The sequence below is a fragment of the Pantoea sp. DY-15 genome (genome assembly GCF_019795935.1).
In the GTDB taxonomy this organism is placed as follows: domain Bacteria; phylum Pseudomonadota; class Gammaproteobacteria; order Enterobacterales; family Enterobacteriaceae; genus Pantoea; species Pantoea leporis.
Map to the genome: position 1 here is coordinate 179,454 of NZ_JAIMIF010000002.1, position 23,014 is coordinate 202,467.

Sequence of the window (23,014 nt, forward strand, 5' to 3'; positions counted from 1 at the left end):
TGAAATAAACATTTATCGCTATCTATATGCTGATTATGAATTTCATCCTTTTAACCCGATCTTGTATGGTACTTGAAAGGGTTTCAACCCCTTGCATTATAAGAATTAATTATTACTACTTCCTATTTTTCACCTGGGGTAAATCATGCTTAATATTAAATCTCTCTTATCGGGAGCTATTCTATCGTCTGCATTATTAACGGCATCCGTTTATGCGCAGGAAGAGGCGGGCGTTGCGGCTAAATTTAATTTTCAGGTGAAACCTGATGCAAAATTACAGTCTTTATTACCGCAAGAGATCATTCAGAAAGGTTATGTGATTGCCGGAACCAATCCTAATACACCGCCCACCACGTTTTTCCTGGAAGATAATAAAACCTTATCCGGTCGTGACGTCGATATCATGAATGCGATTGGTCAGCGTCTGGGTTTGAAAGTCATCTGGAAAGATACCGGCGGCTTCGACAACATTATTCCAGGTTTAAAGACTGGTCGCTTTGATGCGGTGCTGTCTAATATTCGACCGAGCCAAAAACGTTTTGCACAAATCGACTTCGTCAGTTATTTCGACAGTTCACGTCAGGCGGTGATTTCGCGGAAAGATCAAAACGTGCCGCCGTTTACCCGCTTAACCGCACTCTGTGGCGAAACCGTCGGCGCGGGCGTGGGCACGGCGCAGATTGAGTTTCTTAATGAAGCCAGCAAAACCTGCGTCAGTGAAAATAAACCGGCGATCAACGTTGCAGTATTCCCGAGCCGTCCTGATGGCGTGGTTGCGGTATTAAGCGGTAGAACGTCGTTTTATTACGGTCCGTGGGAAGGGTTAGCGTATCAGGCCGCGCAGCTGAAAAATCTGGCAATTACCGGTGAAATCAGCGTGCAGGAACCACCGATGTCAATCGGATTACCGAAGGGATCGCCAATAGAGAAGGCGGTTCAGGCGGCGTTGAACTCGTTAATTCAGGATGGCACTTACCAAAAAATCCTCGATCACTGGTTCATCGGTTACGGTGCGGTGAAAGAAGCCAAACTCAATGAAGACGTGTTCGCTAAACAGTCATAGGAAAAGGTATGAGCGGATTCCGTATCGTTAGCAGAACGCGTAAAGCCAGTGCGCAGCAGATTGCGGCTTATCAGGATTTGCCGGTGGCGAATATCAGCGATGCCATGCAGCGCTTAACCGCGGGCGGGGCCAATCTACGGCCTTATCACGCCGGTGGATCTATGGCGGGTGCCGCGCTCACGGTTAAGTGTCGGCCCGGCGATAATTTGCTGGTGCATTACGCGTTAAATATCGCTGAACCCGGCGATGTGATTGTGGTGGACGCCGGTGGTGATGTGACCAACGCGATTGTTGGCGAGCTAATGCTGGCCTTCGCGGCGAAGAAGCGCATCGCTGGCGTGGTGATTAACGGCGCGGTGCGCGACAGCCTGAGTATCCGCAACAACGCTTTGCCGGTGTATGCGGCGGGCGTTACCCATCGCGGGCCCTATAAAGACGGCCCCGGCGAAGTGAATGTGCCGATTTCGTTGAACGGTATGGTGATTGAAGCGGGTGATCTTATCGTCGGTGATGATGATGGCGTGCTGTGCGTGCCTTTTGATCACATCAATGAGATTCACGCGCTGGCCAGCGCGCGCCACAGCGGTGAAATCGCCAAACTGCAGGCCATCGCCGAAGGGCGCAATAAGCGCGATTGGGTCGAGAAGAAATTGCGCGAACTAGGCTGCATCTTTTCTTCGTAGGGTCGCCATTTATGGCGACCATCTCATCAGCCATGCACTTGCTGCGTGCGCCGATCCCTTACCGTGACATACAAAAACGCCAGCACGAACAGCGCTGCGTAGATCACCACAATGGTTGGGCCCGGCGCGCTATCGAGGAAGAACGAGGCGTATACGCCGCTGAAACCTGTCACAACCGCAATGCCAATCGCTAGCAACATCACCTGCACGAAACGACGCGCCAGCAGCAAAGCGATAGCGCCAGGCGCGATCAGCATCGAAATCGACAGAATCACGCCCACCGATTTCAGCGCGGCGACGATGGTCAGCGAGATCAAACACAGCAAACCGTAATGCATCAGTTTGCCGTTAATGCCGCAGGCGCGCGCCTGATTAGGATCGAACGCGTGCAGCAGCAAATCTCGCCACTTGATGCCAATCAGTAGGCTAACAATCACCGCGATAGCCGATGTCTGGATGATATCCGCCAGGCTGATGCCCAACATATCGCCGAACAAAATGTGGTCGAGATGCACTTCGGGCTGCAATTTCAGATAAAGCACCAAACCGGCGCCAAACATGCCGGAGAAGACGATGCCCATTACCGTGTCGGGTTTGATGCGGCTATTCTCGCTGATGTAGCCGGTTGCGACGGCGCACACCATGCCAGCAACAAACGCGCCGATGGCGTACGGCAAACCAATCAGCCAGGCGATCACCACGCCAGGAAATACCGCGTGGCTCATCGCATCACCGAGCAATGACCAACCTTTCAGCACCAGAAACGCCGACAGCATCGCGCACGGCAGCGACAGCACCAAGGTGGTGATCAGCGCCATGTTCATAAATTCGAACTGGAACGGACTCAACAATAATTCAGCCATTTACGCCGTCCTCCATGGTCTGACGCGCACGGCGGCGAGAAGCCAGCACGCCATGTTTTGGCGCGAAGACAAAGGCCACTAAAAACACCAGCGTTTGCGCCACCACAATCACGCCGCCGGTCGCGCCATCAAGGAAGTAGCTGCTCCATGCGCCGAGGAAACTGGTGACGCTGCCGATGGTCACGGCGATCAGCAACAGACGTGGGAAACGGTCGGTCAGCAGATAGGCGGTCGCGCCTGGCGTCACCACCAGACAAATCACCATAAACGCACCAACGGTTTGCAGCGCGGCAACGGTGGACGCCGAGAGCAGGGTAAAGAACAGGATCTTCAGCCGCAGCGTATTCAAACCGAGTGAACGCGCGTGGCTCTCGTCGAAGAAGGTCACCATCAGATCTTTCCACTTCAGCAGCAGAATGGTCAGGGTGATAAAGCCAATCGCGCCGAGCTGCCAGATATCGGCGGGCGCGACCGACAAAATATTGCCCAGCACGATGGTTTGAATATTCACCGAAGTGGGATTGAGCGACACCAGAAACAGGCCGATGCCGAAAAACGACGAGAAGATCAGGCCGATAATGGCATCTTCTTTTAAGCGCGTGCGCTGATTGAGAAACAGCATGCTGCCCGCCGCCAGCCCGCCGGAGAGAAACGCGCCGAGCGAAAAGGGCAGTCCGAGCATATACGCGCCCGCCACGCCGGGCACAATCGAGTGCGACAGCGCATCACCGATCAGTGACCAGCCTTTCAGCATCAGGAAGCAGGAGAGAAAGGCGCAAATCGCGCCGACCAGCGCTGCGATCCACATTGCATTTAGCATGTATTGATAGCCAAACGGTTCAATAATCCACGACATGGTTCGCTCCCCGGTCAGGATTTTTGTCTTTCATCAGCTGCATTAACACCGCGTTACGCTCATGCAGCGCGCCATCAAAAGTCTGCGCCAGATTATCGGCGGTGAAGGTGTCATGCAGCAGGCCGCTCGCCAGCACGGTATTTTTTACCAGCACGCAGCGATCGCAGAAATCGGGGATGGCGTTGAGATCGTGAGTGGAAACCAGCATGGTGCGGCCTTCATCGCGCAGCTCTTTTAGCAGGGCGATAATCGCGGCTTCGGTTTTAACGTCCACGCCGGTAAACGGCTCATCCAGTAGGATAATCTGACCACTTTGCGCCAGCGCGCGCGCCAGAAAAACGCGTTTCTTCTGCCCGCCCGACAGCTCGCCAATCTGCCGGTGGCGATAGGCGCTCATTCCCACGCGTTCCAGCGACTGATCAACGCTCTGTTTGTCGGCGGCACGCGGAATACGCAACATGCCCATATAGCCGTAACGGCCCATCATCACCACATCTTCCACCAGCACTGGGAAGCTCCAGTCCACTTCCTCCGACTGCGGAACATAGGACACGATGTTGTGTTTCAGTGCCTTATTGGCCGGCAAACCGGCCAGCGTTACCGCGCCCGAAGAGAGCGGCACAAATCCCATGATCGCTTTGAACAGCGTAGATTTGCCGGAGCCGTTGACGCCAATCAGCGCGGTGATGCTGCCTGCGGGCACGCTAAAAGAGGCTTTACGCAGCGCCGTGTGGCCGTTGCGGTAGGTAACACCCACATTCTCGACGATTAATCCTGCGGCTGGGTTCATTTCTGGCTTCCTTCTGTGATGCCTTTCACCACGGTTTCGGTGGTGACGCGCAGCAGATCCAGATAGGTCGGCACTGGGCCATCGCTGTTGCTCAGCGAATCGACGTATAACACGCCGCCGTAATGAATGCCGGCTTCACGCGCCACTTGCTGAGCGGGTTTGGCAGAGATGGTGCTTTCACTAAAGATGGCAGGAATTTGATGATCGCGCACCGCATCGATCACCTTACGCACCTGCTGCGGCGTGCCTTGCTGATCGGCGTTAATCGGCCATAAATAGAGCTCTTTCAGACCGAAATCGCGCGCCAGATAGGAGAAGGCACCCTCACTGGTTACCAGCCAGCGTTTATCGGCGGGAAGCTTGTCGATAGCGGTACGCATCGGCGCGATGGTTTGTTGAATCTGCGCTTTGTAACGCTCAGCGTTGGCCTGATAAATTGCGGCATTGGCGGGATCGTATTTCTGCAGCGCGTTGCGGATGTTATCGACGTAGATCAGCGCGTTATCCGGCGACATCCACGCATGCGGATTGGGTTTGCCGTTGTACGGACCTTCAGTAATGCCCATCGGCTCAATGCCTTGCGTTACGGTGACCTGCGGCACATCGTTAAGACGCTGGTAAAACCGGCTGAACCACAGTTCCAGATTAAAGCCGTTTACCAAAATCAGATTGGCACCCTGCGCGCGACGAATATCGCCTGGCGTGGGTTGGTATTCATGGATTTCTGCGCCGGTTTTGGTAATCGACGTCACGTCCGCCGCATCGCCCGCGACGTTTTTCGCCATATCGGCGATCACTGTGAAGGTGGTGACCACTTTGAGTTTTTCAGCCGCTGACGCGGTAAATGCGCTGAGTGACAACAGAACGGCAATCGCAGGCAAAAGGCGTTGAGTGAACATGATCATCTCCAGAGTAATATAGCCAATGCTATAATATATAGCTGATGCTATCTATATGAGTCATTTTTGTTCACAACGCCAGTGTAAAGACAAAAATTTACGAAAGGGGCAAGTGTCATAAAGACGGAATTAAACGGCATTTCCCCTAAAACACTAAATATGGTTACATCAACAAAAAGCGGACAGGATTTAAGATGATGCGCATCAAAATCAATGCAGTAGCAGACAGTGAACGCTTTCCCGAATCCGTTGATGTGATTGTGATTGGCGGCGGCATTATTGGTACGTCAGTGAGTTACGAACTGGCAAAGCAGGGCGTTTCCGTGGCGCTGTTTGAAAAGGGCGTGATCGGCGGCGAGCAATCCGGCCGCAACTGGGGCTGGGTTCGCCAGCAAAACCGCGACCTGTACGAACTGCCGATGGCGATGCGCAGTTTGCAGCGCTGGGACGAGTTGAGCAGTGAAATTGGTCTCGATCTCGGCTTCTCGCGGCAGGGCATTACTTACGGCACGCAGAGCGAAAGCGATCTGGCGCGCTGGGAAGCGTGGGGCAAGCAGGCGCAGCAACTGGGTTTCGTCAGCCATTTGATGACCGCACAAGAGACGCGCGAGCGCATCGGCAACAATGCGCCGTGGATTGGCGGCGTGTGGTCGCCCAGCGATGGTCGCGCAGAGCCGTCGCTGGCAGCACCGGCGATGGCGACTGGCGCGAAAAATCTCGGCGCATCAATCCAGCAAAACTGCGCGGTGCGCGGCCTCGATGTATCTGGCGGACGCGTCACCGGCGTCTGGACCGAGCGCGGCCTGGTGAAAGCTAACCGTGTAATCTGCTGCGGCGGCGCGTGGAGTTCGCGCTTCTGCAAGCAATATGGCATTGAACTGCCGAGCGCCAATATCCTGGGCACCGCGTTCAAAACCACGGCGGCGCCTGAAGTGATCAAAGGCTGTCTCAGCACCGGCGGGTTGTGTATTCGCCGTCGTCAGGATGGCAGCTACACCGTGGCGCTCGCCGGACGCGGGCAGATTGATCTCGCGCCGCAAAATATCCGTTACGCCACCAGGTTCTATGCGATGTATCGCAGTAACATCGCCAAGAAGCTCAAGGTGCGCATCAACGGCTCGTTCTTTAACGGCCCGGAAGCTGCCGGTTCGTGGTCCAATCAAGGTGTGTCGCCGTTCGAGAAGATCCGCACCCTCGATCCGGCACCGGATAATGGCATTGTGCAGGAAGCGATGCAGGCGCTGGTGCAGCTCTATCCGGAGTTGAACGGCATTAAGTTGGATTACGCGTGGGGCGGCTGGATTGATACCACGCCGGATTTAGTGCCGGTGATTGATGAGATGACGAGCATACCGGGCTTGTTTATCGCCTCCGGCTTCAGTGGCCACGGTTTTGGTATTGGGCCAGGCGCAGGCTTGCTGTGCGCGCAGATGGTCAATAACAAACCGGTGTTCACTGATGTGAAGCCGTACAGCCTGGCGCGGTTCGCCAAAGGTCAGGCGATCCGTGAACCGCAGATGATGTGATGGCAACCGCACGACCGTTCCGATGAACGTACCGATACGTTTGCCAGGTCGCCATTAATGGCGACCCTACAAAACCGCGCGTTTATTCCGGTGTATTTCCCGATGGCGAAAACCGTGCGATCATTCCGATGCATGGCCCGATCGTAGGGTCGTCATTTATGACGACCTTGCCGCTAACCGCACCGCTACGTTTTCCAGGTCGCCATAAATGGCGACCCTACAAAATCAAACATCTAACCGATGAATCACGTTCACAAACTCATGTACGCCGCTGTTAATTTCTCGCAGGCTGCGTGACAACACGCTGATTTTATCCTGCTCGGTCACCACAAACTGCTTGACCTCATTAAGCTGCTGCTCCATTTGCGCAATCAGGCTGGCGTTGTGTTCCACCACTTGCGTGATCTGCTTCGTCGCGCTGGAGGTGGACGCCGCCAAACGTCGTACTTCGCCCGCTACCACGCTGAATCCGCGTCCCGCTTCACCGGCGCGCGCAGACTCAATTGCCGCATTCAGCGCCAGAATATTGGTTTGTGAGGCAATCAGGTTGATGGTCTCGACCACTTCGCTAATGCTTTTCGCCGAGGCGTTGAGCTCGCCCCCGATCGCCGTTGCTGCATTAACCTGCAGCGCCACCAACCCTGAATTGCGGATGGTTTCGTCCAGCACCTCGTTGGCGTTGTCGGTAATTTGTGACGTTTCTTCTGAGGTCGTCAGCGCGATGTCGGCCACGCGCTTGGCGGCTTCCACGCGCGCGGTGATATCTGAGGCGATTTTGATCACCTTGTACACCTTGCCATCGGCGTCATAAACCGGGTTGTAGCTGGCCTCAAGCCAGATGCGTTCACCGCCGGCGGTTTTGCGTTCGAAGCGGCCGACAAAGTGCTGGCCTTTAGCCATCTTGCGCCAGAAGTCGGGATTTTCACTATAGAAGTTATCGAAGCAGAACATGCGATGATGCTGCCCTACAACCGCAGCCAGCTCATATCCCATGTGCTTGAGGAAGTTATTGTTGGCCGTGAGGATTTGTCCGTCCGGCGTGAACTCAATCACCGCCATGGAGAGATCCAGCGCGGTGATCACCGCTTCTTTATGCTCCAGCTCCTGATGACGTTCTGTGATATCCGATGCCACCTTGATCACTTTGTAAACCTGGCCTTTGTCATCGCTCACCGGGAAGTAGGTGGCGCTGAGATAGAAGCGCTGGCCTTGCTTATTGAAGCGCTCAAAAATGCCGGTCACCGATTCGCCAGACGCCAGCGTTTGCCAGAAGGCAAGATAGCGCGAGGATTGGCTGTGTTGCGGGCTGCAGAAGAGACGGTGATGCTTCCCCTGAATCTCATTTAACTGGTAGCCGGTGGTGGCAAGGAAGAGGTGATTGGCGGTGAGAATCTCGCCGTTAGGCGTAAATTCAATCCATGCCACATGCTGTTTGATCGCATTGATATCTTTAGCCACATCGCCACTTTTATAAAACGGCAAAGAAAGACTCGACTTTTTCACACCAAACATGGGAAGCCTCAGGTGATTATTGTGCTGTTGAACGTAATGCGTGCAGTGCAAAATTGGTCACGCTCAACATGCGTCACCTGAGCTGCCCGCAGATTCCCCTTCGCCGTACACTTAAGTGTCTCTGTGCGCCGCAGCGCCGCACGGGGTATGTAATTAACCTACCTGATGTTTTCAAAATGTACCGCTCAGAGCGTACTCGCACTCCGCAACACTAGTTATCGGCGGCCTTATTTAAAGGTTTAATTTAAATGCATGTAAAAGGGCTGTTAATAAACTTGAGTTTATTTGCCGCTGCAAACTGGCATAACGCCCCCTTCCTGACTAAACAGTTAAACGTCCTTGATATTTTCTTAACGCATTCCTGATGCGATGTTGCGGGTTCGCTTGATGCGCGGACCTTACCTTTTGCCGGTCAGACGCTGCATCTCTGGCCCATCACGGAGTTGATGATGAACAACCACAAATCTGCGCTTTCTGCCGTCGCCATCGCCACACTCACTGCGTTGTTGACGCCCGCACCTGCGCTGGCATGGGACAGTCTGACCGTGTTTGGCGATAGCTTGAGTGATAGCGGCAATGTGGGCCGCTTTACCTTCGACGGTGCACAACATCCTTTATACGATGAGATTCTTGCCGCGCATTTGGGGGAGGATTTACAGCGCTCAACGTTAGGCGGCAGCAATTATGCGCAGGGTGGCGCAGTTTCGGTACCCAAGCTCGATCCTGTTTTAAACACCCAGGACCAACTGGCGGGTTATCTCGCTTCAACCGGCGGTCGCGCGGATAGCAACGGTTTGTATATTCATTGGGTCGGTGCCAATGACATCGCCGTTGCCGTCACCAATCCCTTAACCGCCAGTGAAACCATCAGCAACAGCGCCAATCAATCGGTTGCGCAAATTAAAACCCTGCTGGATGCCGGCGCGGGCGCGGTGATTGTGCCCACCGTGCCGCAGCTCGGCTCAACGCCCTATATGATTCAAACCGTGCTGCGCGTGCTGGGAAGTGAAGCCACACCAGCGATGGTGGCGGCGTTTCAGTCACTGGATGGCGTGACCACGCCAGATAAAGCCGCGCGCCAGCAAGCGGTGCAGGATGCCTTCACGCAAGCGGCAGGCGAAGTTTCGTCGGTTCCAGCGGTGCGTGACGCGCTGGCGCAACAGCTTTATAACGCATGGCAGGAGCTGAGCGAGCAGGTCACGGCGCTCTCCGACGGTTATAACCAGCAGGAAGAAGCGGGGCTGGCGACCTTGAATGGCAATATTGTGCGCGTGGATATCGCCGGGCTGTTCGATGAAGTGATCGCCAATCCGACCCAATATGGCTTAACCAACACCATTGGCATCGCTTGTCCGATTGGCACCTCAGCGGATGAGTGTCAATCCAGCACGCCGGGCTTCTCCACGGCGCAGGATTATCTGTTTGCCGATCGTCTGCACCCGAGCCCAGCGGTGCATGCGATGATCGCCGATTACATCCAGTCGATTCTGGATGCGCCAGCGCAGGTGGCGGCATTGTCACAATCGCCTCTGATGATGGCGCGCGATACACAAAACACGCTCGATGGGCATTTGCAGCAACAGCGTCAGCAGCCTGCTAGCGCCGGACAGTTCACGGTATTTGGCGGCTATGCCGGACAACATGTCGATTATCAGGGCGACAGCTGGAGCGACGGCGATGCCAACACCACCAACTTAACGCTGGGTATCGGCTATCAGATCACCGATAACTGGCAAACCGGCGTGCTGTTCTCCAACACCAATCAGCGCCAGGAACCTTCTTCCAACTACGATTACAAACTGCGCGGCAATCTGGTGGCGCTGTATAGCCAGCTGACGGTGCTTGATCAGGGTTGGATCAACGCCGATCTGCACTATGCCGATCTCGATTTCGACAGCATTGAGCGTGACATCCACATCGGCCCGGCCACACGCACCGAGCAGGGTAGCACCAGCGGTAAATTGCTCGGCATGCGCGTGCAAACCGGCTGGACGCTGCCAATTACTGAAAATCTCAGCACCGGGCCAGTTGCCAGTTACGCGCTGGATTACGGTCGCGTTGGCGGCTACAGCGAGAACAGTAACAGCAGCACCGCGATGCGCTACTCCGATCAAACCACCCATTCACAGATTGGCTCAGTCGGCTGGCGCATCGACAGCAAACAGTGGGTGGTTAATCCGTGGGCGCAGGTGAGTTACAACCATCAGTTTGGCGATACCGATTCCACTGTACGTGCAGGTTTGAAATCGACGCGCACCTCGTTTGAACGCAGCGTCGAAGCGCGCGATAAAAACTGGCTGGATCTCTCGGTAGGTGCCAACGTGCCGCTAGGCGAAACGGTGAATGCCTTTGCTGGCGTTTCAACCGTCGGCGGTAACAGCGATTACCATCAGGTGACCTGGAATGTCGGTGTGAACGCCACTTTCTAAATGAACAGGCCAGTAACTGTCAGTTACTGGCCAATTGATTATTAACAACCGCAAATGATTTATCTGCTTAGCGATCAACTCTCTCATTCAGCATTCTTCCACGTTTTCCGTGCCATGAAAATAAAGAAGGTGCCTGCGATTAATCTGTAAATCATCACGCTGCCGCTACGCTTCTGTTCATTAATCATATTGTTGCCTGGCTATGCTCAAACCGCATAAGTAAATCACCCCATTAAGACTGGTACGCATCAACACATTAATTATCAGTTACTTATAATCGATAGTGCAGTTACTTTCTCTTAATAGTTAAGGGGTACACCATGGCGAATGCGTCCAGCAGTTCGAATACCGCAACACAAAATGCCGTCGCGGCGGCTGCGCCAGTTATTCAGATTAGTGATGTCGCACAACTTAAAGCTACGGAACCGACGACCGGTGGTGAACTCGCCACGGTGCTGGAATATACCCGCGGAACCAAAGCCGGCGGCGGCGTGTTTGTTTACGATGCAACTGACTCAACCAGCCCAGATGATGGTGGATTAATTATTGTGACGGCGGGGAAAAAACGCTGGAAGCGCGTAGTACTCGATTACAACTCGGTCACGGTATTGGATTTTGGCGCAGTGCCGGACGGGAAAACCGACTGCATTGAAGCGGTAAAACGCATGTATACCTGGTCGCAACGCGTGTTGCCATCGGCGGGGATTCGCTTTACCGCGGGCGTGTTTAGTATGTCGACGTTCGACATCTCGGATAAAGAGATCAATCGTTTCAAGGTTACTGGCGCATCGGTCAACTTCGGCTATTTCCCTACCACAACGCTGGTTTTCAACTGGGAAACCAAACCGCGTGGTCAGCTGTTCTTTAAAGTGCAGGCGCGCTATGCGGAGATCTCGGGGATTGTTGTAAAAGGAATGAGTTCCAACAGCGGCGATGATGGTGGTACGGCGTTTAACACCGTAGGCTTTTACGCCAACACCATTATTGGCGGCCAGTTCTTACGTGTGAGCAGTATGGAATTCCGCTTTCTCGGCGGACGCGCACTGGATCTCATCGATACGCTGGATTGCAAAATTGATCAATTCTATTCCCGTGGCTGTCAGGACAGTATTGTCTACGCGCGCTGGTCCGGCCGGGTAGAAGGCGCATGGGATCACTCAACCGCTATTGAACTTTCTAACTTTAATTTACAAGGCGGCACCAAAAAACCGGTGCTTGATTTACCACGCTGTACGCAATCCTTTATTCGCAACGGTTGGATCGAACATTCGGAATTTGCCGGTGATCTCACCAACGGCCAATGGGTGATTGAAGGTTTAGCCATTGAATCCACCACCAATCCGCTCAAGCTCGGTTATTGCCGCGCCACTATTATTCAGAAAAGTATTCACAACCAAAGCGCCGGTTTTGATTACAGTACCGAAGGAATTGAACCCTGGACGCTGATTGGTGAAGGCGATCGCGGCGTATTGGAGTTCTCGGATTGGGGAATTATTGCGCAGGGTTCGCTGAGCTATGATTATATTTCCTCGCAGCACCATATGGATAACCGCACCGCCAACAATAAATGGTTTTACGTTGGCGAATTCAATTTCTCCGATGCCACGTCACAAATTCACGTACGTATTGTAGGAACCGCGCAATATAATTCGCAAAGTGAAACCCAAGTCGACTACAGCAATCGCACGCCAGAAGGCGCAACCAATATCTATTTACAGGCGCGTGATGGTGGGAACACGATTGGCAGCTGGTACGGCGAAGGTTCCAGCCCCGTAGTGAAAGTCCATATTTCAGGTAACGGTGCCAGAACTAAGCTCTATGTGAAAATCGCTGCCTATACCGGATTCTCAACCGCGTTGGTGACGACCAATGGCAAAGACCGTTATCAGGCCGGATTGTGTTTCATCTTCCGTAAGAGTTTTACCGCCTGTACCACAGAAGAGAGCGCAACGCTGGATGCAGCACCGGTTGTGGCATTTGAGCAACACTGGATCGGTAACAAAGACGTTGGCTTCGGCTACAACAACAATAAAGAGTTGTTATTGCGTGGAACGGTGATTAAAGGGGAAGTCGAAGAGTATGAACCAGGGAAATATCGCACGCGCCGCTATTTAAAAGTAAGAGTTAACGGCGAAGCGTGGAGTATTCCATTAAACGACGCGGAAAAACCTTATATCTAACTAATCGCCAGCAACATCGGTTGCTGGCTTAATATATGATCAATTCACGCCCGGAATTTGCACCTCCGGCAACGTATCCCGCACTTCCCAGCCGCGCAATTTGCCCGGATTTAATAAGTTATGCGGATCGCAGGCACGTTTCATCGCAACCACATCGGCACGCACCATGCCTTGTTTGCCATCTTCAATATGAATTACGTGCGGATTATTTATTTTCACGCCGTTCGCGCGGTAAATATCCATAATCGCGTTAAGCCGTTCTTCGTCGCGATAACGCACCAACGGCAAGCCGCTACAGGTAATAGTGCCGTTCATATCGCGCAGAAATTCAATGTGCGACATCACCTCATCGGATAATTGCGCTTCCAGCGCTAACGCCTGCTGCTGATAGTTATCCGCCGCGTAAGCGGTTTGCAGATACGTCAGCGTCTTTTCGATTTTCAGCGCCTGCAGCGTAGTGTGATTCCAGCAATATTCGATCAGTGAATGGCCGCTGTTTTCCCCCTCGGCAAAATGCAGCGCATTTCGACCCGCATGTTGGGTCAGCAGCGCAGGTAACAGCCCATCGCTTTCGCTGCCCACCACTGAAATCACGCCATGTTTGCCTGCCACATCGGCATCGGCCAAATCGCTGAAGTAATCAAGCACCGGCGCGGCGAACACTGCGATTTGGCGCTTCACCATGCCCGGCGAACGCGCCAGCGCATCGGCAAAGGCCATCGCCGCTGGGAAATCGTTGAAGATATCCAGACGTTCGATCCAGTCGTGGCGCGGTGCCAGCGCCAGTTCAATCTCCAGCACGATGCCGTTGCTGCCGTAGGCGTGATGCAGCAACAGCGCATCTGGCGCTTGCAGGGTGATAATGCGCGGCGTCTCTTCCATGGTCATCAGACGTGCCGACAACACGTTGCCCGGTGCGGCCAGCGGCCCGTAATTAATTGAACCTACGCCGCCAAATCCGCCGCCAAACAGGCCGCCGAGCGTCGCCAGTTTCCAGGTGGAGGGCATGCAGCGCAGCTCCCAGCCGAGTGGGCGGGTATGCGCTTCGAGGTCGCCAAGGCGAATACCCGCCTGCGCACGCACCGTGCCGTTGCCGACAGCCGTGACGGCGTTGAGGCGCGTCATATCAACCATCACGCCACCGTGCAGCGGAATCAACTGACCGTAATTACCGGTGCCGCCGCCGCGCAAATTGAGTGGCACGCGCTGTTTGGCGCAGGCTGCCACGATGAGCGCCAGCTCATGCTCATCACGCGGACGCACCGCCAGCTCGGCGAACTTCTCTTCAAGCTGCGGTTTCAGTACCGGGCTGAACCAGTGGAAATCGCGCGACATACGTTTGACCTTTGGCGCTTCTTTGATCCAGTCAAGTTCAGGCAACGCCGCAACCAGCGCCGCCAGTGCAGACTGGCGATCGGAATCAGACATGTTTATTTCCTGTGTGAAAAGGGGTATTGCGCCGCTACGGCGCATGCGTGTTTCTTAACTGGGGCTCAATTCACTCTCATGCCATGCCGCCAGCACGCGGCGCGTTAGCCACGACATCAGCGCGAACAGCAGGAAGCCTGCCAGTGAAATCAGCAGCAGCGCGGCAAACATCAGCGGGATATTGAGCTGATAACCAGCCTGCAAAATCTGGTACGCCAATCCGGTATCGGTGCCGCCGGTGCCGGCAACAAACTCTGCCACCACCGCGCCAATCAGCGACAAGCCGCTGGAGATGCGCAGCGCGCCGAAGAAGTACGGCAGCGCCGAAGGAATACGCAGGCGCAGCAGAATCTGCAAGCGTGACGCATGATTGAGGCGGAAATAGCTCAGCAATCCCGGTGACACGCTACGCAGACCTTGCGTGGTATTGGAAATTATTGGAAACACCGCCATTAAGGTGGCGCACACCACCAGCGATAGCGTGGTGTCTTTCACCCAGATGATGATCAGCGGCGCGATAGCGACAATCGGCGTCACCTGCAAGAACACGATGTAGGGAAAAAGGGCGGTCTCAATAAAACGATTTTGCACCAGCAGAAACGCCACAATCGAACCAATCACAATCGCCACCGCAAAGGAGATAACGGTGATTTTCAGGGTGTAGAGCAATGACATAAACAGCGTCGGGAAGTTCTGCACCAGACTTTGCGCCACCACTAGCGGCGACGGCACCAGAAACACCGGCACTTTGAAGGTGGTGACCAGAAACTGCCACAACAGCAGCATGGCGACCGCGACGATGGCGGGGAACAGCCACTGCTGAAATTGCCGATGGCTTGCTAACGGTTTCATCATTGACTCTCCTTGCTCGCCGCCAGCAGGCCGCGTTGCAGCTGTTGCGCATAATGCGTGAAATCCTGACTGACGCGAAACTCATCGTCGCGCGGTAACGTGGTTTCAATGCGGATGTCATCTACCACGCGCCCGGGGCGCGCCGCCATCATAATCACCCGCTGCGACAGAAACACCGCTTCCTGAATTGAGTGGGTGACAAACACCACCGTCAGCTTCTGCTCTTGCCACAAATCAAGCAGATCGCTGTCCAGCTTGTTGCGGGTGATTTCGTCCAGCGCGCCAAACGGCTCATCCATCAGCAGCACCTTCGGGCGCGTGACCAGGCCGCGCGCTATCGACACGCGCATCTGCATGCCGCCGGAGAGCTCGCGCGGCAGCACGTGACCAAACTGGCCGAGGCCGACCAGTTCGAGGATTTCGCTCACGCGGGTGTCCGCTTCGGCACGCGGCACGCCTGCCAAATCGAGCGGCAGACGCACGTTTTTGTGCACGTTGCTCCACGGCATCAGCGTCGCTTCCTGAAACACAAACGACAGCGGCAGATCGCGCTGATTTTCGCGCCGATCGCGACGAAACAGCATTAACTTGCCATCGGTGGGCTCAATCAACCCGGCGATCATCTTCAGCAAGGTGCTTTTGCCGCAGCCGGACGGGCCGAGCAGCGAGACAAATTCGCCCTGACGAATGGTGAGATCGACCGGCAGCAGTGCGCGCGTACCGTTGGGATAAATTTTCTCCGCTGACAGCACCTCAATCGCCGGTGGCGCCGCAGAACGCGGCACCGCTTGCGCATCGGGATGCAGCAGCGTCAAATGGCTGGCGCTATTCATGGCAGAACCTTGACGTCTTGGATGAATTTCAGCGTGTAGCTGCCGTCAAACGGTACTTTGGCCGCATCGATCAGCTTGGTATCGACCAGTAGCTGCCAGGTTTGCTTGAGGCGCGCTTCGGTCATGATGCCGATGCCGCCGGTTTGCGCATCGCCGCCGGTCAGCATCTGGTATTTCTTCATCTGCGCAATGCCGAAATCGATCTGTTCATCGCTCATCTGCGGGTTCTCTTTCTTGATCAGCACGTTACCGGCGCTTGGATCTTGCAGATAGTTTTTCCAGCCCTGCATCGACGCCTTCACAAACGCCGCCACCGCAGCCGGCCGTTTCTCGATGGTCGACTTCATGCACACGATGCTGTTGCCGTACGGCGGATAACCCCAATCGCTGATCGGATAAACATTGGCCTGCGCATTGGCTTTCTGCACCGCAAACGGTTCGGAGGTGATATAGCCTTGCTGCACCAGATTTTTATCGGCGAGGAACGGCTGAATGCTGAAGGTGTAAGGACGCACGCGGGCATTTTTCAGCTTCAGCGCGCTCTGCGCCCACGGCCAATATGAGGTATAGGCTTCCGCCGCCAGCAGGAAGGTTTTGCCCTGCAAATCGGCCTGGTTTTTCACATCCGGATGGGTGAGGAAGGCAATCGCCGAGTGCTGGAAGGTGGTGGCAACCGGCATCGCCTGTACGCCTTGCTGCCAGATTTCCAGCGCCTGCATGTTATCGCTGATAATGCAGTCGGCCTGACCGGCGGCCATCAGCTGCATGGTATGCACCTGCGGACCGCCCATTTTGATGGTGACATCAAGGCCGGCATCGCGATAGAGATTCTGCGCCTGCGCCTGATAGAAGCCGCCGTGTTCGGCCTGCGCATACCAGTTGGTCATAAAGGTGAATTTCTCTGCCGCCATGCTCGGGGCCGAGAGTGCCAGCGCAAGCGCGGCAACAGTGCTCAATGTCTTTTTCATCGTTATTCCCTAGCGAGGTGTTAAAAAGGCGGCTGCGTCGTGGTGATCCAATACTTTGCCTTGCCACTGGCCGGTGCCCCACGCCGGTTCGGCGCGGGTTACCCATGTCATCTGGTGCACTTCGGTAATCACCTGCGCCCAGCTTTCTGCCAGCGAATCGAGGATGGCCGCGCCTTGCTCCGGCGTGGAGGGCAAAGGATCGCCAATCACGCCGCTCGGGCCGAAATCGTAGGAGGCCCACGCCGCCATCGGTTTGTTGGTCGAAAGCGTCGGGCAGGGGAATGCCGGCGGATAATTAGCCACTGCTTTATCCATCTGCACGGTATCGGGCGCCAGCGCCAGCATCAGCGCGGTTTCGGCATGTCCCGCATGCATCGCCATCTGCCGCTCTTTGTCGTCCATAAAGCTTTCCGCACAGTTCGGCACTTTAAAGGTGTCTTGCATGATGATGATCATGTCGCCGTGGCGCAGACGCAGTTCGCGCGCCGCCATCTGCAACGGCTGCGGCTGGCCGCCGTGACCGTTGACCATCAGGAATTTGCGGAAACCGGCGCGATAAAGTGATTCGCCAATCTCCAGAATGGTGTGCAGCAGGGTTTCGCCGGTCAGCGTTAGCGTGCCGGGAAAATGCAGATGCTCATCCGATTTGCCGTAGGTGATCGGCGGAATGGCGTAAGCCGGAATTTCCGCCGGTAAGCGCGCCAGCGCATGGCCAACCACGCCGGAGGCGATCACGCTATCCACCGCGCACGGCAAATGCGGGCCGTGCTGCTCAATCGCGCCGGTCGGCAACACGATTACGGTGTTGGCTTTATTTTCCAGCGTGGCGATGTCGGTCCAGCTCAGGTACGGCAAAAAGCGGTTTGCCGGAATATAACCATGCAACATTTCAACTCCTCGTGTTATTGCGGCAACCACGCCGTGGCTTCAACTTCAATCAAGACGTCCGGACTCGGTAGCATCTCGCTCACCTGCACCACGGTAGAAACCGGCGGCGCATCAGGGAAAAATTGCTTACGCACCCGGCTGTAGTGGGGAAAATGGTCGAGATTGCGGAAGTACTGCACCAGTTTGAAGACATCACTCATCTGGCCGCCAGCGCTTTCGATGGTGGTGCGGATGCTCTCCAGCACGTACCAGCTCTGCGCCAGAATCGGCCCCTCTTTAATGTCGGTTGAGAATTCGCCGGTGCGGCCAAGCAGCTGTTGCGCCGCTGCGGGAATATCGTCGTAGCCGCGCACAATGGTGGCGGTTTGCGGATTCACCGGAATAATGCCGGAGAGGAAAATGAAGTCGCCCGCGCGTCGCCACGCGGCATATTTCGCCAGCGGTTTTCCCGCTCCTTCATCAAGCGCCATCTGTTGTTTCTCCATATCGCACACCCATTTTCAGCCGATAACGCTGACGTTGACGCAACGGCCAGCTCGCCACTTCGGCATGCGGAAAAATCACTAAATCATTGGCCAGCAGCGCGCGGCGTTGGCAGATCAGCGCGGAGGCTTCATCAAACGCCGCGCCCAGTTGCAGGCTCAGCAAACCGCTGAACAGCGTATCGAGCGGGTCGTAACTGCCAAACGGACAGAACGCGTCCTGCACGTTGTCTGCGCCGAGCAGCAGCGGCATGTCCAGCGCCTGCGCCTCTTTCACCAGCGTTAAACCGCGCAGACGCGGCGTGCGGCCGGGCACCGCGTCCTGCAGCAGCAGGTTGGTGAGCGGCAGCGCAATCAATGTCACATTGTGTTGCGCCAGCACGGCAAGAATCTGTTGCGCATCGTCCTGCTGCGACAGCGCGCAGCTGTGGCTGCAGGTGATCGCGCCGCTGAATGGATGCTGTTGCAAATAGTGCGCCAGCCAGCGCAATCCCTGAGCTTCGACGTTAAGTTCTTCATCAATATGCAGATCGATATCCAGCTGCCACAGTTCGGCGGCCTGCATCAGATGCTGAAACGCCTGCGCATCCCAGTTGCTGCTGTGAATAAAGCCACCTAACAGCGCGCCGGGCCCGCTGGTCGCAACCTGCGCGGCAATATGCTGCGCATCGCTGGCGTCGGCAAAGAAGGTGAGTGGCGCGAGGGCTACGCGCTCAATGCTGCACAGCGGATGGTGCAGATCGCCAATCACTTGCCACGCTAATGGTGCATCAACTGAGAACCAGTCGATGTGGGTGCGCAGCAAACCGACGCCAGCTTCTACCGCCCAGCGCAGCGCCTGCGTAGCGCGCTGCTGCAGATCTGCTGAGTTCCAGTGCACGCGGTCCTGATGCATGGCAGCAATCGCGGCCAGCAAACCGGGCTGTTGCGCCGGGCTGCGTTGAATAGTGAAGGTTTTATCCAGATGCGCGTGCGGTTCGATAAACGCGGGCAGCACCAGCGCGCCGTGAAGCGGCAGATACTCAGCGGGTGCTGCTGCATGGTCGGGTTCGAATTGCAGGCCCGCGGCGTGGAAATGTAAGGTCGCCAGCTGCGGTTGATTGTTGGCTTCAGGCCAGTTTTCTGGCAGCAGCCAGCGGGGTAAACGTGCGCTGGTCGCACCCGGATAGCCGCTCATAGATCCAGTACCAATAAAGGTGAACGCGCACGTGAACAGCACAGCACGATGCAATCGTTGGCCGCACGCTCTTGCTGGCTCAGCACATCATCACGGTGATCCGGCTCGCCCGCCAACACGCCGGTGATGCAGGCGCCGCACATGCCTTGTTCGCAGGAGAGTTCAATCTCAATCCCTGCTTCTTCAAGCACTTCAGCGATGGTTTGTCGCTCGCCCACGGCAAAGCGTGCGCCGGAGGAGGCGAGCTGCACTTCGAAGGCAGCGCCAGCCATCAGCGAAGATGTGGATTGGAAGCGCTCGCTGTGCAGCTGTGCTTCGTCCCAGCCATGTTGCAACGCCAGCTGCTGCAGATGATGCATAAAACCCGCCGGGCCGCAGAACACCAGCGCAGCGTTGTCTGGCTGGGTGAGTTCTTCGGGAACGCGCTGGCGCAGGCTGTCGCCTTCGCTGCTGTAGTGAATGACCACGCGCGCGCCGAGATTGCTCAAACGTTGGCTGAAAGCCAGCTCGTCGGCGCGTTTCAGGTAAAGGTGCAGGGTGAAATTCGCCTGACGCGCCGCCAGTGCTTCGGCCATCACCAACAGCGGCGTCAGGCCGATGCCAGCGGCAAACAGCAGCGTGCGCGGCGCGTGCGGCAGCGGAAAGTGGTTACGTGGCGCGGATATCTCTAGCGCATCGCCGACATTCAACTGCTGATGCAGCCAGCGCGATCCGCCGGTTGAACACTCATCCAGACGTACGCAGATTTCATAATGATCGGCTGGCGCAGAGCAGAGTGAATACTGGCGTTTACCGCAGTTGGGAATAATGACATCGATGTGCGCGCCGGGCATGAAAGCAGGCAGCGGCTGCCCGCTGCGATTCGCCAGCGTCAGTAACACATTGCCTGCACCATTAAACTGCTTTGCGATGACGGTGACGGCGAGAGGAGTGGATTTCATCATCTATCTGCCTGAGCAGGGATGTCGTCGGCTGGGAGGCCGCGCAAGCCCTTGTTTTAATCATGGCAGCGATTATTATTTTGCCCATGTGTAAGCGTCCATCTGTTTAATTCGCATGATGCGTTGCAAAAAAGAGAGCACCCCTTATGTTTGCCTTCTCCCGATTTCTGCTCTATTTCACTGAAGTGGCCCGCCAGGGTTCGCTGCGCAAGGCTTCTGAGGTGCTGCACGTCTCGGCATCATCAATCGACCGGCAGATCCTGCGCGTTGAAGAACAGCTGGATATGCCGCTATTTGAGCGCCATCCATCAGGATTACGTATGACCGCAGCGGGTGAGATCCTGCTGAATGCGGCGAAAAACTGGCAGCGGGATTTTGGCCGCGTCTGCACGCAGCTGGATGATTTGCGCGGATTACGTCACGGCCATGTGCATATCGCCACCATTGATGCGATTAATCGCGGCTTCTTTTCATCGATTTTGCAGCGCATTCGCAGCGACTATCCTGGCATCTCCTTCACGCTGACCACCATGAGCAACATCCATATCGCCAATGCGTTGACTTCGGGCGATGCGGATTTCGGCATCATGCTTAATCCGCAGAGTTCTCGCGAACTGCTGGTGAAGTCATTCGCCGATTTACGTCTGGGTATTGTGGTGAGCAGCCAACATCCGCTGGCAAATCTGGAGTCGATCCGCTTTAGCCACTGCGAATCCTGGCCATTTATCGTGCCCGCCGCACCGCTCATGCTGGCCGATCCGCTGGAAGCGCTGATCAACAGTTCGGGCATTAAGATCAACGAAGTGGCGCGCACCAATAATATTCATATGCTGCGTTCGCTGGTGCGCGATGATGTGGGGATTAGCCTGATGTGCTGGCTGGATATCGTTGATGAGTATCGACGCGGCGAACTGAAGTTTATCCCGCTGATCGATACGGTGCTGAAGCCTTTTACCTTGTCGCTTTGTGTTGCGCCGCAGCGCCAGCTTTCGATTGCCGCTTCGATGATGCTGCGCGAGCTGGAGTCGTTTTTTGCACTGATGCAGAGTGAGGAGTTGCTGGCTTAGGCTGGTGCGGTTTAAAACCAGGTGCGCATAAATGCACACCCTACGGCGTATGTAGGGTCGCCATTTATGGCGACCGGCCCCAACGCCCGCGCAAATAATTCACCGCATCCTGAGTTTGTGGCTGATTCAGGTAATTCTCGCGGAACAAAATGGTGCCGTTAATTTGCGGTAGCGACTCGTTAAGATCCAACTGCTTTTTCAGCTCCGGCACGCCGCCATTCACCGTCCAGTCAGGCTCGCTTTTCGACACTTCGCCGATTTTATATAGCGCCACACCGATATAGAGCCGCGTATGCGTTGGCTTCACCACGTCCGCCCACCAATTGGCTAATACGTCGTAACGGGCGGCCTGACGCGCAAACGGCCAGTAAAGCTGCGGCGCGATGTAATCCAGCAGTCCCATTTGCACCCAGCGACGCGTATCGGCATAGGCTTCGTCGTAGGCGGCCGCACCGCGCGTGTCGGAGCCCGCCGCATCATGCGACAGATTGCGCCACACGCCTGCCGGGCTGACGCCAAATTCTACGTTCGGGTTCAGTTGCTTGATGGTGCGCGACACCTGCTCAATTAACAGCAGCGTGTTGTTGCGCCGCCAGTCAGCTTTCGATGCAAAACCTTGACCATATTGGCGGAATGTGGCGTTGTCGTTGAGAGTTGAACCAGGCGTTTCAGTATAGAAATAGTCATCGAACTGCACGCCGTCGATCGGATAGTGCGACACCACTTCCGCAACGATGCTGGTTATCCAGTCGCGCGCGGCGGGGATGCCGGGATCGAGCACGAAGCGGTCGCTGGCGGTGCGGATCCAGTCGCGATGCAGCACAAATACGCTGGCCGGTTGCAGCGCAAGCGTATTATTCAGCGCGTTAACCGTGGAAGGTTTGACGTTGGTCGAGACGCGATATGGGTTGAACCACGCGTGCACCTTCATGCCGCGTTTGTGCGCCTCATCCAGCATAAATTTCAGCGGATCGTAGCCGGGATCTTCACCAATCCTGCCCGTGAGCATATCTGACCACGGCAAGATGCTGGAGCGCCACAGCGCGGTGCCATCCGGCTTTACCTGGAAAAATACCGTATTGATGCCGAGGCTTTTCAGTTTATCTAGCTTGTCGGTCAACGCCTGTTGCTGCTGGTGGATGCGGTTGGCCGGGCTGGCATTCACTGAATTGATCGGCGGCCAGTCGAGGCGTGAAACGGTGGTTAGCCATACGCCGCGCACCGGTTCTTTGTTCAGCGCAGGTTTAGTGGGCATTGGCGGTTTGGTGACCGTCGGCAACGGCGTGACCAGTGATTTCGGTGGTGGCGAGGAGCAACTGGCCAGTGAGAGGGCGACAGCAATGGCGACCAGCGCAGCGGATTTTTTATAGGTGTTAACCCAGGGAAAACGATGTGAACAGGCTATGATAAACTCCCTTTTTGCAACTTTCTGTTCGAAGAGCCTCATTCTCTTATCATGCGGACTAAAGTCAATATAATCGCGCGGTCGCTCAGCATTTGTAGGTCGCCATAAATGGCGACCCTACGAAGACATCGCGTTCACGTATGGCGACCGCCACCCAACACCATTGAGGAAC

At 55.6% G+C, this 23,014-nt stretch carries 20 protein-coding genes; 6 read left to right on the forward strand and 14 right to left on the reverse strand.

Going from position 1 to position 23,014, the window contains the following annotated elements:
- Window positions 1–145 precede the first annotated feature (145 nt).
- Both K5Y32_RS09510 and K5Y32_RS09515 read left to right on the forward strand, forming a co-directional pair.
- Window positions 146–1,063 carry an ABC transporter substrate-binding protein gene (locus K5Y32_RS09510; RefSeq protein ID WP_222183179.1) on the forward strand — a complete coding sequence of 306 codons (918 nt, stop codon included), beginning with the start codon at window positions 146–148 and terminating at the stop codon, window positions 1,061–1,063.
- Window positions 1,064–1,071: 8 nt separating this feature from the next.
- Window positions 1,072–1,746 carry an RraA family protein gene (locus tag K5Y32_RS09515; RefSeq protein ID WP_222183181.1) on the forward strand — a complete coding sequence of 225 codons (675 nt, stop codon included), beginning with the start codon at window positions 1,072–1,074 and terminating at the stop codon, window positions 1,744–1,746.
- Window positions 1,747–1,772: 26 nt separating this feature from the next.
- Here K5Y32_RS09515 and K5Y32_RS09520 read toward each other — a convergent pair whose 3' ends face one another.
- Genes K5Y32_RS09520 through K5Y32_RS09535 form a run of 4 tightly spaced genes read right to left on the reverse strand, consistent with a single transcriptional unit; the run spans window position 1,773 to window position 5,154 of the window.
- Complete coding sequence (locus K5Y32_RS09520) at window positions 1,773–2,609, reverse strand: metal ABC transporter permease (RefSeq protein ID WP_222183182.1); 837 nt, start codon at window positions 2,607–2,609, stop codon at window positions 1,773–1,775.
- Entirely contained in the window at window positions 2,602–3,465 is an 864-nt protein-coding gene (gene sitC, locus K5Y32_RS09525; protein WP_176972149.1) for an iron/manganese ABC transporter permease subunit SitC, read from the reverse strand. The genes K5Y32_RS09520 and sitC overlap by 8 nt, the downstream gene beginning before the upstream one ends.
- On the reverse strand, window positions 3,449–4,255 hold the full coding sequence (locus tag K5Y32_RS09530) for a manganese/iron ABC transporter ATP-binding protein (protein ID WP_222183184.1): 807 nt from the start codon (window positions 4,253–4,255) through the stop codon (window positions 3,449–3,451). Before K5Y32_RS09530 ends, sitC begins: the two co-directional genes overlap by 17 nt.
- The gene (locus K5Y32_RS09535) at window positions 4,252–5,154 is read right to left on the reverse strand and encodes a metal ABC transporter substrate-binding protein (RefSeq protein ID WP_222183186.1); all 903 of its coding nucleotides are present in this window, start codon (window positions 5,152–5,154) and stop codon (window positions 4,252–4,254) included. Before K5Y32_RS09535 ends, K5Y32_RS09530 begins: the two co-directional genes overlap by 4 nt.
- A gap of 197 nt (window positions 5,155–5,351) precedes the next feature.
- On the opposite strand from K5Y32_RS09535, the gene K5Y32_RS09540 reads away from it, so the two are divergent.
- On the forward strand, window positions 5,352–6,680 hold the full coding sequence (locus tag K5Y32_RS09540; protein WP_222184269.1) for an FAD-binding oxidoreductase: 1,329 nt from the start codon (window positions 5,352–5,354) through the stop codon (window positions 6,678–6,680).
- Between the two features lie 225 nt (window positions 6,681–6,905).
- On the opposite strand, the gene K5Y32_RS09545 is transcribed toward K5Y32_RS09540, so the two are convergent.
- The gene (locus K5Y32_RS09545; protein WP_222183188.1) at window positions 6,906–8,192 is read right to left on the reverse strand and encodes a PAS domain-containing methyl-accepting chemotaxis protein; all 1,287 of its coding nucleotides are present in this window, start codon (window positions 8,190–8,192) and stop codon (window positions 6,906–6,908) included.
- Window positions 8,193–8,641: 449 nt separating this feature from the next.
- On the opposite strand from K5Y32_RS09545, the gene K5Y32_RS09550 reads away from it, so the two are divergent.
- Both K5Y32_RS09550 and K5Y32_RS09555 read left to right on the forward strand, forming a co-directional pair.
- Window positions 8,642–10,621, forward strand: a complete 1,980-nt coding sequence (locus K5Y32_RS09550) for an autotransporter outer membrane beta-barrel domain-containing protein (RefSeq protein WP_222184271.1) — start codon at window positions 8,642–8,644, stop codon at window positions 10,619–10,621.
- Window positions 10,622–10,941: 320 nt separating this feature from the next.
- A complete protein-coding gene (locus K5Y32_RS09555; RefSeq protein ID WP_222183190.1) occupies window positions 10,942–12,801 on the forward strand; it encodes a hypothetical protein in 1,860 nt (619 codons plus the stop codon).
- A gap of 39 nt (window positions 12,802–12,840) precedes the next feature.
- Here K5Y32_RS09555 and K5Y32_RS09560 read toward each other — a convergent pair whose 3' ends face one another.
- The 8 genes from K5Y32_RS09560 to K5Y32_RS09595 are packed head-to-tail and all read right to left on the reverse strand — an operon-like array spanning window position 12,841 to window position 20,373.
- A complete protein-coding gene (locus tag K5Y32_RS09560) occupies window positions 12,841–14,229 on the reverse strand; it encodes an FAD-binding oxidoreductase (protein ID WP_222183191.1) in 1,389 nt (462 codons plus the stop codon).
- A 54-nt stretch (window positions 14,230–14,283) separates the two neighbouring features.
- On the reverse strand, window positions 14,284–15,084 hold the full coding sequence (locus tag K5Y32_RS09565; protein ID WP_222183192.1) for an ABC transporter permease: 801 nt from the start codon (window positions 15,082–15,084) through the stop codon (window positions 14,284–14,286).
- Window positions 15,081–15,914, reverse strand: coding sequence for an ABC transporter ATP-binding protein (locus tag K5Y32_RS09570; RefSeq protein WP_222183193.1), 834 nt, complete (start codon window positions 15,912–15,914; stop codon window positions 15,081–15,083). The genes K5Y32_RS09565 and K5Y32_RS09570 overlap by 4 nt, the downstream gene beginning before the upstream one ends.
- Window positions 15,911–16,882: an ABC transporter substrate-binding protein gene (locus K5Y32_RS09575; RefSeq protein WP_222183194.1), complete on the reverse strand. Its 972-nt coding sequence runs from the start codon at window positions 16,880–16,882 to the stop codon at window positions 15,911–15,913. Before K5Y32_RS09575 ends, K5Y32_RS09570 begins: the two co-directional genes overlap by 4 nt.
- 9 nt (window positions 16,883–16,891) lie before the next feature.
- Window positions 16,892–17,770, reverse strand: coding sequence for a creatininase family protein (locus tag K5Y32_RS09580; protein ID WP_222183195.1), 879 nt, complete (start codon window positions 17,768–17,770; stop codon window positions 16,892–16,894).
- Window positions 17,771–17,784: 14 nt separating this feature from the next.
- Window positions 17,785–18,240, reverse strand: coding sequence for a RidA family protein (locus tag K5Y32_RS09585; protein ID WP_222184273.1), 456 nt, complete (start codon window positions 18,238–18,240; stop codon window positions 17,785–17,787).
- A complete protein-coding gene (locus K5Y32_RS09590) occupies window positions 18,230–19,429 on the reverse strand; it encodes an amidohydrolase family protein (protein WP_222183197.1) in 1,200 nt (399 codons plus the stop codon). Before K5Y32_RS09590 ends, K5Y32_RS09585 begins: the two co-directional genes overlap by 11 nt.
- The gene (locus K5Y32_RS09595) at window positions 19,426–20,373 is read right to left on the reverse strand and encodes a PDR/VanB family oxidoreductase (RefSeq protein WP_222183199.1); all 948 of its coding nucleotides are present in this window, start codon (window positions 20,371–20,373) and stop codon (window positions 19,426–19,428) included. The genes K5Y32_RS09590 and K5Y32_RS09595 overlap by 4 nt, the downstream gene beginning before the upstream one ends.
- Before the next feature lie 143 nt (window positions 20,374–20,516).
- On the opposite strand from K5Y32_RS09595, the gene K5Y32_RS09600 reads away from it, so the two are divergent.
- The gene (locus K5Y32_RS09600; protein ID WP_101761445.1) at window positions 20,517–21,437 is read left to right on the forward strand and encodes a LysR family transcriptional regulator; all 921 of its coding nucleotides are present in this window, start codon (window positions 20,517–20,519) and stop codon (window positions 21,435–21,437) included.
- Between the two features lie 64 nt (window positions 21,438–21,501).
- On the opposite strand, the gene K5Y32_RS09605 is transcribed toward K5Y32_RS09600, so the two are convergent.
- Window positions 21,502–22,884: a glycoside hydrolase family 10 protein gene (locus tag K5Y32_RS09605; RefSeq protein WP_222183201.1), complete on the reverse strand. Its 1,383-nt coding sequence runs from the start codon at window positions 22,882–22,884 to the stop codon at window positions 21,502–21,504.
- Between the last annotated feature and the right edge of the window lie 130 nt (window positions 22,885–23,014).